Consider the following 14794-nt stretch of genomic DNA (forward strand, 5'->3'; position numbering starts at 1 on the left):
TCCGTTAAAGCCAATATCTCCTCGATAAAGCTTGTTGAATTTTCATCAATATCTCCATATGGGTTTTCATATTCATCTTGTTCTTCCATATCAAACACACGGTAAATTAAAGCTGCAACTTGCTCACGTGTTACATTATCCCCAAAACCGAATATTCCATCGCCATATCCTAAAATAATTTCTTGTTCCGCTAATTCATGAATTGCCTCATATGCCCAATGCCCTTGTGGTACATCTTTAAATACAATTGTATTTGTTTTTTGCAACGGTGCACTTTCCGCTTTTACACTATTACTCTCTGCTGAGAATAACACCCCACCCATAATTGTTAATGCTGTAGCTGTTTTTAATAATTTTTTGCTCATCAAATTATCTCCCCAATATGTATATGTTTTTTTAAAAATATACAGAATAAATGGTATAGTGACAATATATTTTTCGACACATTTCGTGACGGTTTTGTGAATCATATTACACATCATGTCTTTTTCATCGGGTTGATTATAAAGCTTGTGTATAACCATAAAAATACATAAATTCGAATAATAATTCTTTTTAAACAAACAAAAAAGCACAAATATTTCTATTTGTGCTTTCATATTTCACTCTACTTCCAATCCTCTTTCAAATGATAATTAATAATCGCATTATTAATAAACTGAGCATATTGTTCTCTAGGTACAGGGCGATTTAATTCATACATGTCATTCCCAGTTCCTCTCACAACATTATTAGATTGTAACGCACTAATTGCATCTTCTGCCCAGTGGCCTTTTGGAATATCTTTAAATGTATGTTTTTGTTTCGTTTCAAAATGAAATGCTCGTTTTAAAATGACAGCCATTTCCGCTCTAGAGATTGGTGCTTTCGGCCTAAAATTCCCTTGGCCATCCCCTGAAAAAACACCACGTTTTGTTAACGCCAAAATTTCCTTTTTAAAAGTTGTTGTACTATCAGAAACATCTTTATATGGATTCGCTACTGGCCCTTCTTCTTTTATCTCAAGTGTTCTGTAAATAGTCCCAGCTACTTGTTCACGTGTTATAAGATCGCCAACACCATACTTCCCGTTTCCATACCCTAATATAATTTTATGATATGCTAAATCCATAATAGCATCATATGCCCAAAATCCGTATGGAACATCTTCAAACACAATCATTTGTGGATACTCTTCCGCTTTTACAGGCGTCACATTCGTCCCTGCAAATATACCTCCTGCCATTGTCGCAATCATCATTACACCCAATATTTTTTTCTTCATTGTCCTCTCTCCCTATTTCATTCAAATAAAATGAACTTCATTGTTTCAGGAGTACTATTTTTTGGTGAATGTAAGATAAAATGTAAATCTTCTAGAAGAAATATTTCCACTACCTTTCTGCTTTATACTCCCTTCTTTCTTTTTCAAAAAGGAAGTTGTCACATCTAAGGTGTTATATACTAAAACATTCTACAATCTCTTTATAAACTCCTTTTCACTTTACAACTTCCCTTTATTGGCACCTAAAGGAGATAGGCTACTATATTCATGGTTTATATTTCAGGGGTAGCATTTTCCGCTGAATTTTGAGGTGGGGGTCTTACTGTCCAGCAAATAGCGGGATAAAAAAATCATCCTTTTTTCTTAAAAGAGGATGATTTTTTTATCTTTATTAACACTCAAATATGCTACTACTTTTGAAGAGTAAATTGGGCAACTATTTGTTTTAGTTTTCCTGCTGCGTTATGCATATGTTCAATTGAAACCGAAATCTCTTGAACAGATTTTTCTTGCTGTTGAATAGACTCTTTTACCCTATCAGTTCGGTCAGATGATCTTTGGGAAATTTGAGCCATGTCTTCTGCAGAAGCCGAGATTTCCTCACTACTCGCTGCAATTTCATCTGTTGACATAGATACCGTTTGAATTTGCTCAGATACTTGCTGTACTTTTTCTGTAATTGTTCCAAATACTTTTTCTGTATGCATTACTACTTGTGTACCTGCCTGTACCTCATTATCTACTTTCCCCATCATATGTACTGTATGGTTCGTTGTTCCCATAACTTGAGTAATAAGATTCTCAATTTGTTTTGCAGAATCACTAGATTGTTCTGCTAATTTCCGCACTTCATCTGCCACAATTGCAAATCCTCTACCACTTTCACCAGCACGTGCAGCCTCAATTGCGGCGTTTAATGCTAATAAGTTAATCTGGGAGGTAATACCTTGCATAACATCAATGATTTTAACAATTTCTTCTGATTGTTCTTTCATAGTCTCTACTTGTTTCACACCGCTATGTACCGAATTTTGGATTGTATCCATCTGTTGAATCATTTGTTTCATTAATTTGTTACCACTCTCTGCATCTAATGCTGATTGAGCAGATAATTCATTTACAGAGGATGATGTATTGACTATACTCTGCATTCCTTGTGTCAACTCTTCCATCGCACCCGCAGTTTGTTCCATTGCTTGCATTTGACTCTCTGCACCATTTGCGACTTCTTCAATATCCATAGTGATTTTCTTCGCTGCACTACTAGATACTTCTGATGCAGATACTACTCCGTCTGCATGTTGAAATAGAAGCTGAATATTATTCTCTACTTCTTGCATATTTGTTCTTAGCCCTGCAATCATCTCATTAAAATTACTTACTAATACACCTAATTCATCCTTAGCAGTATAATCACCATGTACAGTTAAATCTCCTTCTTTCGCTCTTTCCATCATACGACTAACCGTTTGTAAAGGAGCAACTATAAGCTTGCTAATAATATAACTTACTATACATATAACGATTGTAGTAACTACTACAAGAATGATAAAGGTAATAACGGAACGATCAATCATTTTTTGCGAATCTTTAAATACTTGGTCAGCTAAATTTGAAACATACGATTCTAGATCCACTGCATAACCAGCTAACTCTATTCCCTTCGGTTTTAATTCCTTCTGAAATTCATTTACCATTTGCGGCTCGTTTGTTGCCTTCGCCTTTTCAAATAATTTCTTATATGTATCTTTATAACTTGGTAAAGATTTCTTCATCTTCTGAAACAGTTCATCCTCTTGCTTACTTAAATTAAAACCATCATCATATTCTTTTAATAAAGAATCATATTTTTTAAGATCCTTTTCAATATTATTAATTATTCCCTCTTTATTTGCCACTTCATTTTGTGATGCCGTAATTAACTCTAATAAGTTATATTCTAGTGAATTTTGTGTGCGAAGCATTCCTTCTAATAAAATTGCAGAATATTGATAATCATCTACTACAACCTCTGTATCGTGCTTAATCTTATTAATAGAATGAATTGCTACACTGCTTATAATTACCATACCTAAAACTGCTAATGAAATAAGCGCTAATAATTTATATTTCACTTTTAAATTTTGTAAAAAATACATTTTTTCACCTTTATTCCTTTATATATAGATTTTTAGAATTTTATAGCTTATTATTTACAAAATCGCAATAAAAAGCAATGATAAATATTCCCAATATGAAACTTATATCTCTATAAAAAAAAGTAGCATAATAGCTACTCCTTTTTTCTTTGTTTCTCATATTGTTCAAACGTATGAATTCTTCCAAAAATTGGTGGGTGCGTGTATAAGAAAAATTTCACTAACGCAGGCGGATTCACTTGGCTTAAACTTGTTTTTGATAAATATTGAAAAGTTTTCACACCAGATTTTCCGTCCTTCGTCATATTTAAAGCATATTGATCTGCCGCTCTTTCTTCTATACGTGAAACATAGTTTGTTGCTGGTTGTACTGCAAATGAGAGTATAGAAGAAATTAAGAAAAATAAAGGTAAAATGGAGAAACATGCCACTTTTGAAATTTGCAATGTATCTCCCCATTTGCGAATACACATATTTATAATACGACTAATTAAAAACATACCTATAAACGATAGCAATACATAACTTGCAACGCCAAAATATATATGCTTCATAACATAATGCCCCATTTCATGGGCCATGATAAATAAAATCTCTTTATCTTTTAACTGCTTAAGCGTTGTATCCCACATTACAATACGGGCGTTAGGGCCAATTCCTGTTACGTAAGCATTTAATGCATTCGTTTTTTCTGACATATTTACTTCATATACGTGTTTAGCAGGAATGTCCGCTTTGTCTGCTATCGCTAAAATTTTCGTTTCTAATTCTTTATTTTTCAGCGTCGAGAAGTCGTTATAAAGCGGATCAATAACGACAGGCTGTATGAATGTTAAAAAGATTGTAAATGGAACAGAGAGTGCCCATCCTGCGAGCCACCATCTCTTCGGAAATTTACGGATAAGCCATAATAGAACGGTAACTACGATTAACATAGTCGCATAACTTTCCCAAAAACCGATAACATGATCTTTTATCCAGCTTTGTGTACTTTGCGTTGAAATGCCGTAATCAACGGACACTTTCCGGCCAATCCATTGCATCGGTAAGGCAAGCACTGTTGTCAGTAATGATAAATAAAAGAAATAAATCGCAACTTGCAAAACACTTATTTTAGTCGTTTCCTTCGACCATTTCTCAAACTTTCTTGAAATACCTAGCACAAGTACAAATAATAAAATAATCCATTCAAGAGGCGTCGCTAAAAAGTATAGTAAATTTTTCACGCGCGAATAATCTTGGCTTAGCGTAAGCTCTCTAGCACTCATAAACGTTTCTGGATCTGCACTCGTTCCCTTATACATGTCCGGAATAAGTTCATGATTCCATCCAAATAAATACCAATATATAAGTAACGCAAATCCAACGTACAAAAAAAGCGACCAACCGATAACCTTCCTCACGCTATTCCCTCCTCTATGCTGCCTGTCTATTATTATTGTAAGTTCATACACGCTAAATTAGAACAAGCTTATTATGTGAATTGCTCGAAATCCTTTTATTTACATAAAAAAACTCTTCTACATAAGAAGAGTTTTGCCTATCTTTAAACACTTTCTTCGGTTCACAATCCGGAATAAGGATCGCACTTGCAAACCAACACGTACCCTACTTGCTTTTTAGATAACATAAAGAGCCTCTTTAAGGAAGTACATCTATTAATAAACTAAAATCTTGTAAAGAGAAAGAACTATATTTCATAATCCCCTGTACAGCTAAAAGTAAAACAAGACCGATCACACACATATAGTTAACGCTTTCTTCATTCTTTTTTTCAGTAACGACTCCACCACTTATACATAAAATCCCCAACAAATGGAGCGCTAAATACATGAAAAAGTAAGCTTCCTCCCAGCGCAAAATAACATTCACTGTCGTTATTAACACTAGACTAAGTAAAATCAAATAAAAAAACTTATTTGATGATATCGTTTCATTCATATAATTTTATACATCCCTTTCAAATTTCGAATTAATGATGTTTCAAAGCTATAAAGTAAATGATTGTTTTCATACCATAAAACAAAAGGAAAGCCACCATTACTTTCTCGAATACTTTATGAATCCACATATACTTCTCTTCATTCTTTTTGAAGATGCGCTTCATCATTTCTTCTACAATTAGACCAAATATTAGTAAAACCCCGAACACAATAAGAAGAGAAATAATATTTTCTTTTAAATGAGTACTAGAAAATACGTAATACTCTGGAAACACAATCGTATCTACTACAGGTTGAAGCCAATGACAAACGCTTTTATCACACATATCTGTAATAGACGTAGAATCTATAATGTCTTTTAATATTTTTTCAACCGTCTTCTTCATCTTATTTACTCCCGACTACATCTGAAAAGCTCTTTTTCTGCTCTGCATATATAACTGGCACTTCTTTACTCCAATATTTGCGATTAACAAATAAAAAGATAAGTACTAAGTTTAATCCTGTTATAAAAATAATAAGTCCAGGAAAGAATGTCGTATAACTTGAGAAATCGGCAAAACTCATAATTTTTTCTCTACTTATTAGAAAAGACGCACCTATTACAAATGCATTGTTTAACATATGTATTGCAATTGGCATGAGTAAACTTTTCGTACGAATATATACGATTGACAATACGATGCTGAATATGGCTGCACCGAGGAAATCAACATGTAACAACGCAAACAATATTGCTACAACGATGGTCGCTATGCTCGTTCCCCATTTTGTTGCAAAACGTTGAAGTAAAAATCCGCGAAAAACAAATTCCCCGATAATTGGTGCGATGAATACGACCCTAATGACTTGAGATACATATCCCCCAGTACTATCTACAATTGGTTCATGCAGGGCGTTCATAATAAAGTCCGGTGTAATCCATGCAAAACTATACATATACAAAATAAGATACCCGTAACTAAACATGCATAACATAACCGTAATGTATAAAACTTGTACCAAGTTAAATGTTTCATTTTTATTAACAAATAATGAAAATGAAATGTGGTGCTTTCTATACTCATAAGAAATCCATACCATCGGAAGGATATAGAATATAAGGATATTTATAAAAGAAGAATTTTGTATATGAAATATACTTGTTAGCAAATCGCCACTACTTCTCGCTATTAAAATTAATAGTGCAAATACAATTAAAAAATATCTAGCTCGCATCACTTGAAACGGGTTCACACTCATCTCCTCCCCTATGTTACTTTTATCATATCATTTGATTCTTAATTTTTTGCGAAAGAAAACCTTAAAATTTCCTTAAAAATTCCATAAGTTACAAAATGATGATATGATATTCGAGAAAATTAGGAGGGATGTTTATGTACCAAGCAAATATTTTACTCGTTGATGATGAAACAGCAATTTTACAATTACTAACTACCATTCTTGAAAAAGAAGGCTTTTCTCATATTACAACTGCAACATCAGCTGAAATGGCTTTATCTCTAACTAAGCAAAACAATTACGATTTAATTATTTTAGATGTAATGCTTCCTGGACAATCTGGTTTTGATATTTGTCCAATCATTCGCCAACAAACAGATTGTCCAATTTTCTTCCTATCAGCAAAAGCATCTGATTTAGATAAAATATCCGGATTTTCATACGGTGCAGATGATTATATTACGAAACCATTTAATCCATTAGAAGTAGTAGCACGCATGAAAGCACAGCTTCGGAGACATATGAAACAAACCGTACCACACGAACAAAAATCACACTCGATTTCATTTGGAAGATTTGAAATTGATCAGCACTCTGCAGAACTAACAGTAGATGGGCACATTGTCGAATGCTCCGCTCAACTCTTTCAACTACTACTCTTCTTTTGCGAGAATCCGAACTACGTATTTTCGAAAGAGGAAATATACGAAAAAGTTTGGGGAGCACCTGCCTATAATGGCGATGACAACACTGTTATGGTCCACATTCGAAAACTACGTGAAAAAATTGAACATGATCCAAGTAAACCAGAATATATAAAAACCGTTCGCGGGCTTGGTTATAAGTTCGTTACAAAGTAGGGTGACGATATGAATTTTAATAAACGACTTATTATTCAATTTATCATGCAACACGTTTTTGTTTTAGTTACATTACTTATCGCTGTAGTTGCTGCTTTTACTTATTTAATTTTTCTTCTTACTAGTACTTTATACGAACCTAATATTCCAGATTCTGATAGTTTTACAATTTCAAGATACATCTCTTCAGAAGATGGGCATATTTCGTTACAATCTGAAGTGCAAGATTTAATAAAGGAGAAAAATGATTGGCTCCAAGTTGTAGATGAAAACGGAAAAATCCTCTACCACTTTAATACACCAAATGATGTTCCGAATGCTTATACGAAGACATCTTTAGTCGCATATATACAACATCATATCGAAAGTAATTATAAATTTACATATTGGGAAATTGAATTAGAAGAAAAGAAAGTACTTGTTATTTATGGTGGTATGTTAAAAAGCAATGCGTTACTGACAGCAATTCAAAAGGATCACTCCTCTTTAACGATGGATTCGTTCACATTAACAGATCAAGAAAAACAGTTACTGTCTAAAGAAAAAGCAGCACTTCAAATATTTAATCAAAATGGCGAAGAGGTTTTTGCCTATCCAGCTGGAAAGAAAAAAACATTTTCAGCAATACAAATCGCCCTTAATGAAAAAGAACCGTGGAATCATAAAGAAAATACGTCTAGCTTTTACGATGCAAATAGTGGCAACCTTCTCGTTGTAACTGCAAAAAATGAGCACTACTATCCAGGTGACGAAATTGAAGATGTATTTACTAAGAAGTTTCTCATCGGATGCGGATTAATCCTTCTTATCGTATTTGTTTATTTAGTCATTCTTTCTATTTGGTACGGTAATAAATTCGGGAAACCGTTATTACATGCGATGCGCTGGCTTAAAAATATCGCTGGTGGAAAGTATGAAGAACCTATTAGTAAAAAAGGAAAACCCGTCAGGTTCCGGCGATCTGGTAAAGAAAAATGGTCATTCCGTTTGTTTAGAGATGTAACAAGTTCACTAGAACACCTTTCTATTACACTCAAAAAAAATGATGCGATGAGGCAAGTCCTTCAGCAAACACGAGAAGAATGGATTACCGGTCTAACACACGACTTAAAAACACCACTTAGCTCTATATATGGCTACGCATTATTACTCGAATCGAATCAATATAACTGGACTGATCGTGATATTCAGCAATTTGGTAGTGTTATGAAAGAGAAATCTCAATATATGACAACATTAATTGATGATTTAAGCTTAACGTATCAATTAAAAAATAACAGCCTTCCTGCCCAACACGTAAACGTTGAAATCAATCAGTTCGTTCAAAAAGTGTTATTGCAATTTATTAACAATCCAACACTCCAAAATCAAAATATTGAATTCGTACCGAGCTCAAATAAAATTCAATATTTCATTGAAGAAAAATGGTTCCAGCGTATTATCGAAAACTTACTCGTAAATGCTGTAAAACATAATAATGAAACAACTACTGTCATCGTAAAACTATCACAAAACGCTAATTCCTTTACACTCTCCATTTCAGATGATGGAAAAGGAATGGATGAAAAAACGAAAGAACTTCTATTTGAACGATATTACCGCGGAACAAACACAGAAGAAAGCAACATCGGAACTGGACTTGGCCTAGCCATTACAAAACAGCTCGTTCATGCTCATAACGGAACAATTTCCGTTGATAGTGCACTCGGAAAAGGAACGACGATTATTCTTGTATTTCCGTTTCGTTCGTAGGAAAGACGCTATGTGGCGTCTTTTTTCTTTTCTGGGATGATTTTACAGTAATTGAAATTATGTGGATCGTTTTTTTGAGGTGTTTTATCGGTATATGAAATTATATCGGCGCAACTCGAATTATATCAGCGATTTTCTAGATATATCGACTTACCGACAAAAACCGACAATACTAACCTACTTCCTCTACTACTATACAAATTAAAAATAACCCTTCATAACTCACTATGAAAGGTCACTCCATATTTCAGCTATTTCCCTACTAACACAAACACATTCTCATCAGGTGCTTCCATTACTGCAACATGTCCTGATTCTGTTGGAAATGGTTCGCGAATCCACTTTACATCTTTATTATCTTTTAAACTTTCATACGTTTGTTGTACATCTTCTACTAATACTTCGACTTCCGTAAAATTAATATCCGGATGATTGCTTATTACTAACTCTGAACTTTTCTCATCTGGAAACTTCAATCCTATTAACGTCCAAATACCCCCTTCTTCTAGTTCTCTTTCTATCATCCAGTTTTGCTTCATTCCCATTTCTTTATAGAAAGAAACTGATTTTTCTATATCTTTTGTATGTATAGATACACATTCTAGTTTTTTGAACATTTTCCTATTTCCCCTTTTATGAAAAAGCGAACCATCTCCCAATGATTCGCTCTTACCCTATTATTTTTTCTTCACCGGTATCCAAAGCTCTACTTGTGCAAACTCACTCTTATCTTCGTGGCAACGCTCATCGTACAGTTCAAACTCCGTAACACCGCAATGTTCATATCCTGAATGCGGAAACCATTCTGAGAATACTGCATTCCAAGTTTGGTGGATAGACGATACCATTTCTTCATGAGGAACTTTCGGCGTTGTAAATACTGCATATGTTGCTGCCGGGAAAGTACGCTTTGCAATTTCATTTGGTACATTTTCAAAGTCTGTAACTTCCATTCCGATAATATAAGTGAAGTCTCCTGTTTCTAAATTAAAATCAGTACATAATCCAAGCTCTACCCATTGGCTCGTATCTTTACGATTCGGAATCGTCGTTCCAAGATCTTTTTGTAAATATTCTTGCCAAAATGCTGGAATGTCTTGATGGTTTTTCCCTTCTTTACTTGTCGTCTTCAGTTCATAACCCGCCACTAAAAATTCTGGTTTATTTACAATACGATATTCCATTTGTATGCCTCCTAAATACGGATTTAATTTTCTTTGCTTTACATTTACTCTGTAATACATCGGTGTTTCGATTTCTTGTTTTCGATATTCACTCGGTGTCATTTGAAATAATTTTTTAAAGGCTCTCGTGAACGTTTCGTGAGATTGAAAGCCATGTTCAAACGCGATATCAATAACTTTTTCATCCGTATGAGAAAGTTGATAAGCTGCCCGGGCTAACCTCCTCTTTCGAACATACTCCATTACCGTATCACCTACTAACGCCTGAAATACACGATGAAAATGAGACTCAGAAAAACCTGCAACCCGCGCTAAATTACGCAGCGTTTGTTTTTCCATTACATCTTCCTCAATATAATCAATTGACCTTTGAATTTGTGTTTCATAGCTTTCCATCTCTGTTCACCCGCCCTATATGTATTATGATAAAAGAGAACGCAATCCAATTCTTGACGTTTTTTACTATAATTCCATAAAAAATTGTAACTTTTTTATATGTATTTCGTTGTTATGTATGAAGGGAGGGAAATGTAGTGAAACGTAAACAATCATTAGAAGAAATTTACTCAGAGCATATGCAAGATTTATTTCGCTATCTTCTCTCCCTAACCGGAGATTCCCACTATGCGGAAGATCTCATGCAAGAAACATTTTACCGAATGCTCGTCCATATTGACTATTATAAAGGAGAAGAAATTAGGCCGTGGTTATTTACAATTGCCTACAATGCCTTTATCGATTGGTATCGAAAAGAAAAAAAGTATAAAACAACTACAGTGGAAGAATTCCATTTACCAAACGTGCCAAGTACAGAACATGAATATTTCGTAAAACATGAGATTGCTAGTTGGTTAGACAGTTTATACGCTCTTCCGCTCGAAAGACGAAATGTCCTACTACTACGAGATTACTATGGATTCTCCTATAAGGAAATAGCAGAAATGACTGGTCTCTCATTAGCGAAAGTGAAAATTGAATTACACAGGGGACGGAAAGACACGAAAAGCATAAAGGAGTGATACGGATGGGTTGTACAGAATTTAAAAAACTATGGAAGAAGTATGAAAATGGAACGCTCACGCATGATGAACAAGAACTGTTAGAAAGTCATATTGAGTCATGTGAAGAGTGTGAAGCTTACTTAGATGAGCTGTTAACAAAAACAGAACCAATTAAGAAAAAGTTACCTCCAAAAAATCTTAAAATTCCTTTTTGGAGAATTAAGTGGAAACATCGTTTACAAACGTTTGGTTTTATATTATCAATTTGCATCGTTATCTATATAATCGGCGGGTTATTATCAGCCTTTTATTTTCAAGCTAATAATGATAAAAGGCTAGAAGAAATTAGAGAGGTTCCTTCGCTTGCACTTGAAGCAACGATCCCAAATAGCCGTGTTATGGGAGGCGGAACAAGTGTAGAAGCTTTTTTCCGTACGAATAGCCAATTTGATTTAGTACGAACCGTCGGTAAAAAAGAAATGCCCCTCGGTACAATAGAAACAAAAAGCTTTTTATCATCTGTAGATGTTACGAAGCGAACTTGGATGAATCCGTTCTATCAACCAAAACTCTTCTTTGTTCATCCAAAAACAGAGCAGGGTGATTATTTAAAGGATTCATCAAAAAAAGTATGGGATACACTTGCAAAAGTACATGATGGAACCGTTGCAGAAGTAGCAATTTCTTTTGATAAAGCTTACACTTTAAAAGAATTAGAACCGCTTTTATATAGCACATTCGAGGCACAAGAACTCCCTCCAACTCCTTTATGGTACGCTTTAGATACAGGACAAGAAAGAAAAAATGTAGATGACTATATCCTACATGGTGGAGAAGCTATAGGGTTTCCAGAACATGTAAGATTCCTCGATAATGAAACTGACGGGCAGAAAACGCAAGAAGACAAAGTAACCGAAATGATGCGCGTCCTTTCTATCCATAAAAAAACGGTAAGCAAAATAGCAGCGCTTTCTGAGAAAGAACTAAACTTAGATAAACGTTATGAATATGTAAAAGAGAATGGCGTAAAAGTATACGGCATTGTCATTACTGGCCCGTCGAAAGAGTTATTAAAATTACAAAACTCCCCGCACGTACGTTATGCGACTCTTGGAGATATTGAGATTTGGAATTGGTTTGATCATTAATAAAAAAGAAGTAGCGCTCTAAAAACGATGCGCTACTTCTTTTTTAATTCGAAATCACTTTCACATACATCCCTCTCACCGCTTTTTCATAAGCAATATCACTCATCTGTCTTATGTTTTCTGACACAACAGATGCTGGAATAACTTCACCTTCACGAAGTAACGGAGGATCAATAAGACGGACTTTATTTTTCTGATACAAATCGTAATCGTCTCTATCTTCTTTTACTTTTACATTGGGATGAACTTTTCTTAATAAAGCATGGACTTCTGAATCATTACATTGCTGCAATTTCGAAATAAGCTCAGCATCTTCAAGAAGGAAATCATCTGCATGAATAACCTTTTTATGAAGAGCTAACTTTAACGTTTTCACTAACATATCATTTCCGTAAATATTCATTGGTTTCATAAAGAAATCGATTACTTCTTTGTAATACGTTTCTGTAAACCACTCTGCCATTTCGATACTTTGAAGGACCATTTTCCCCTCTACTGCGATAATATCCTCTAAAAATCTATGAACCTCTTCTAAAGAAATATATCCGTATGTATACATATCTCGTAACGTATAATCCACTCGATCTGCACATAATTCGGGCGCTGACCTTTCCAGTAATGTCCACTTCGAATCATCTAATAAAATATCTTCATAGTTATAACCATGCTTCGCAAGGATCGCTGGAATTTCTGAGTTTTTCACAACAGAACTAAATATCTCTTCATGATAACTTTCATCTTCATTATCAAAAACGTAATCAATCACGTGGGAAAAGGCAGTATGCGATACGTCATGCAGTAAACTAGCGATCTGTTCTTCTACTGAACCACCTAGTTTTTTAACTAATAACATAACACCAACTGAATGATCAAAGCGCGTTACATTCCATTTCTCGTTCACTAAGTAACTTGCGCCATTTTGATGAATTCCCTTTAGTCTTTGCATAGACTTACTTGAAATTAATTCTTCTACTACTTGATCCACTTCAAATTCTCCGTATAGTACATCTGATATGATCACTTACAATCCCCCTTTATTTTAATCGAGTCTTATAATCGTATCTCTTTTATGAAATTAGCACCAACATAAATATTTATTTTTATTTGTTTTTATTAAAAAAAATAGAGAGCCATCAACTCTCTATTTTATAACCCCTATTCAAACGTAACTTCTACCTGCACAATCTCCGACCTACTACCAAGTCTAAGCGGGGGTCCCCAAAATCCAAATCCAGAAGAAACAATTGCGTGGAACGCACCTTTTTGTGCGTATCCCCAGTCTAGCTCGTACATTCTTCTCGTTACAATATGATTGGGCGCCATTTGTCCGCGGTGCGTATGACCGGATAATAATAAATCTACACCTGCCGCTGCTGCTTGTTTCAATTCAAATGGCTGGTGATCCATTGCGATAACAGGCATCGATTTATCTACCGTACTCATTAATTGTTCAAAGCTTTGGCGATCTCGCTCTGTTTTATCTCTTCTTCCAATGAGATAAAAGTCATCTTCAATTGTAATCACTTCATCTAAAAGAATACGAATATCAATCTTATCCATCTCTTGTAAAAACTCTGGAACTGCTCTGCCGTAATATTCATGGTTTCCTAAAACGCCATATACGCCTAATGGAGCTTTCATTTGTTTCATGATTGGTCCCATATTCTTTTGAATGAACACACCTGGATGATCATCGATAATATCACCTGGCAGTAAAATAATATCAGGTTCCATCTCATTTACATGACGAACAAGTCTTTTTAAATGCGAAACGCCAGACAGTTTACCGAAATGCATATCAGAAGCCATCGCAATGCGTAAACTTTTACGCCCCTCTACCTTTTTCGGTATGTGCACCTCGTACTTTCTTACTACCGGACTATACGCATTAAATACTCCATACGCAAAGATAAAGATAAATGCAACTATCACAGCCGCCCCTGTCCAAATAATTGCCGCTTCTTTCTCTACTGAAAACTGTAAAAGAAAGACCATAATATCAGCTAATGGCAACAACATAAGCGCATATTGTATGACCGCAAACCAAATCGAACCTATCGTTCGCAGAAATGGCAAAAACTTAAACACTTGCACGAGAATGTACGCATATGAAATAAATGCGACTATGAAAGCATAATATCCCCAAGATTCCCAGCCAAATACCGCATGAAGCCAAACCCAGCCGTTCCAGCCGATGTAAAACATAAGTAGTGTGTATATAATTAATATGGTAAATATATTGAGATAACGAAGATTCTTCACAGCCAGCCTCCTTATTGATTT

The 14794-nt window shown here is 34.7% G+C and carries 15 protein-coding genes and 1 pseudogene; 4 read left to right on the forward strand and 12 right to left on the reverse strand.

From position 1 onward, the window contains the following. The 8 genes and pseudogenes from MR107_RS19165 to MR107_RS19195 all read right to left on the reverse strand — a co-directional run. The coding region (locus tag MR107_RS19165; protein ID WP_242292609.1) for an S-layer homology domain-containing protein at positions 1-365 on the reverse strand (365 nt) is incomplete at its 3' end. Between the two features lie 242 nt (positions 366-607). Next, positions 608-1264 (reverse strand): S-layer homology domain-containing protein, encoded by a 657-nt coding sequence (locus tag MR107_RS19170; protein ID WP_000727102.1) that lies wholly within the window; start codon positions 1262-1264, stop codon positions 608-610. 410 nt (positions 1265-1674) lie between these two features. Continuing rightward, entirely contained in the window at positions 1675-2628 is a 954-nt protein-coding gene (locus MR107_RS32030; protein ID WP_409194079.1) for a methyl-accepting chemotaxis protein, read from the reverse strand. After that, positions 2623-3402, reverse strand: a pseudogene (locus MR107_RS32035) (MCP four helix bundle domain-containing protein); the annotation flags it as partial. The gene MR107_RS32030 and the pseudogene MR107_RS32035, both read right to left, overlap by 6 nt. A gap of 134 nt (positions 3403-3536) precedes the next feature. Then, entirely contained in the window at positions 3537-4805 is a 1269-nt protein-coding gene (locus tag MR107_RS19180) for a M48 family metallopeptidase (RefSeq protein ID WP_242292610.1), read from the reverse strand. Between the two features lie 238 nt (positions 4806-5043). Next, positions 5044-5343: a DUF2101 family protein gene (locus MR107_RS19185; protein WP_001006050.1), complete on the reverse strand. Its 300-nt coding sequence runs from the start codon at positions 5341-5343 to the stop codon at positions 5044-5046. A gap of 31 nt (positions 5344-5374) precedes the next feature. Then, the gene (locus MR107_RS19190; protein ID WP_000754338.1) at positions 5375-5731 is read right to left on the reverse strand and encodes a hypothetical protein; all 357 of its coding nucleotides are present in this window, start codon (positions 5729-5731) and stop codon (positions 5375-5377) included. Between the two features lies 1 nt (position 5732). Next, positions 5733-6581 (reverse strand): CPBP family intramembrane glutamic endopeptidase, encoded by an 849-nt coding sequence (locus tag MR107_RS19195; protein WP_001067988.1) that lies wholly within the window; start codon positions 6579-6581, stop codon positions 5733-5735. 140 nt (positions 6582-6721) lie between these two features. On the opposite strand from MR107_RS19195, the gene MR107_RS19200 reads away from it, so the two are divergent. Beyond that, complete coding sequence (locus tag MR107_RS19200; RefSeq protein WP_000283871.1) at positions 6722-7426, forward strand: response regulator transcription factor; 705 nt, start codon at positions 6722-6724, stop codon at positions 7424-7426. 9 nt (positions 7427-7435) lie between these two features. Next, entirely contained in the window at positions 7436-9178 is a 1743-nt protein-coding gene (locus MR107_RS19205) for a sensor histidine kinase (protein WP_001010450.1), read from the forward strand. Between the two features lie 251 nt (positions 9179-9429). Here MR107_RS19205 and MR107_RS19210 read toward each other — a convergent pair whose 3' ends face one another. Then, on the reverse strand, positions 9430-9795 hold the full coding sequence (locus tag MR107_RS19210; RefSeq protein WP_000473638.1) for a VOC family protein: 366 nt from the start codon (positions 9793-9795) through the stop codon (positions 9430-9432). A gap of 60 nt (positions 9796-9855) precedes the next feature. After that, a complete protein-coding gene (locus MR107_RS19215) occupies positions 9856-10758 on the reverse strand; it encodes an AraC family transcriptional regulator (protein ID WP_000446855.1) in 903 nt (300 codons plus the stop codon). 137 nt (positions 10759-10895) lie between these two features. On the opposite strand from MR107_RS19215, the gene MR107_RS19220 reads away from it, so the two are divergent. Continuing rightward, positions 10896-11381, forward strand: coding sequence for an RNA polymerase sigma factor (locus tag MR107_RS19220; protein WP_000824008.1), 486 nt, complete (start codon positions 10896-10898; stop codon positions 11379-11381). A gap of 5 nt (positions 11382-11386) precedes the next feature. Next, complete coding sequence (locus MR107_RS19225) at positions 11387-12511, forward strand: anti-sigma factor (RefSeq protein ID WP_197201965.1); 1125 nt, start codon at positions 11387-11389, stop codon at positions 12509-12511. A gap of 43 nt (positions 12512-12554) precedes the next feature. Here MR107_RS19225 and MR107_RS19230 read toward each other — a convergent pair whose 3' ends face one another. Both MR107_RS19230 and MR107_RS19235 read right to left on the reverse strand, forming a co-directional pair. Continuing rightward, entirely contained in the window at positions 12555-13532 is a 978-nt protein-coding gene (locus MR107_RS19230) for an HD domain-containing protein (protein ID WP_000587075.1), read from the reverse strand. 134 nt (positions 13533-13666) lie between these two features. Then, positions 13667-14773: a metallophosphoesterase gene (locus tag MR107_RS19235; protein ID WP_000793729.1), complete on the reverse strand. Its 1107-nt coding sequence runs from the start codon at positions 14771-14773 to the stop codon at positions 13667-13669. Positions 14774-14794 lie beyond the last annotated feature (21 nt).

This window comes from Bacillus cereus group sp. BfR-BA-01441, assembly GCF_022663075.1.
Taxonomy (GTDB): Bacteria; Bacillota; Bacilli; order Bacillales; family Bacillaceae_G; genus Bacillus_A; species Bacillus_A cereus.

Coding starts and splice junctions, on each gene's coding strand:
- MR107_RS19225 (WP_197201965.1), top strand. CDS start 11,387: ATGGGTTGTACAGAATTTAAAAAACTATGGAAGAAGTATGAAAATGGA.
- MR107_RS19190 (WP_000754338.1), bottom strand. CDS start 5,731: ATGAAGAAGACGGTTGAAAAAATATTAAAAGACATTATAGATTCTACG.
- MR107_RS19200 (WP_000283871.1), top strand. CDS start 6,722: ATGTACCAAGCAAATATTTTACTCGTTGATGATGAAACAGCAATTTTA.
- MR107_RS19205 (WP_001010450.1), top strand. CDS start 7,436: ATGAATTTTAATAAACGACTTATTATTCAATTTATCATGCAACACGTT.
- MR107_RS19210 (WP_000473638.1), bottom strand. CDS start 9,795: ATGTTCAAAAAACTAGAATGTGTATCTATACATACAAAAGATATAGAA.
- MR107_RS19170 (WP_000727102.1), bottom strand. CDS start 1,264: ATGAAGAAAAAAATATTGGGTGTAATGATGATTGCGACAATGGCAGGA.
- MR107_RS19185 (WP_001006050.1), bottom strand. CDS start 5,343: ATGAATGAAACGATATCATCAAATAAGTTTTTTTATTTGATTTTACTT.
- MR107_RS32030 (WP_409194079.1), bottom strand. CDS start 2,628: ATGATTGCAGGGCTAAGAACAAATATGCAAGAAGTAGAGAATAATATT.
- MR107_RS19215 (WP_000446855.1), bottom strand. CDS start 10,758: ATGGAAAGCTATGAAACACAAATTCAAAGGTCAATTGATTATATTGAG.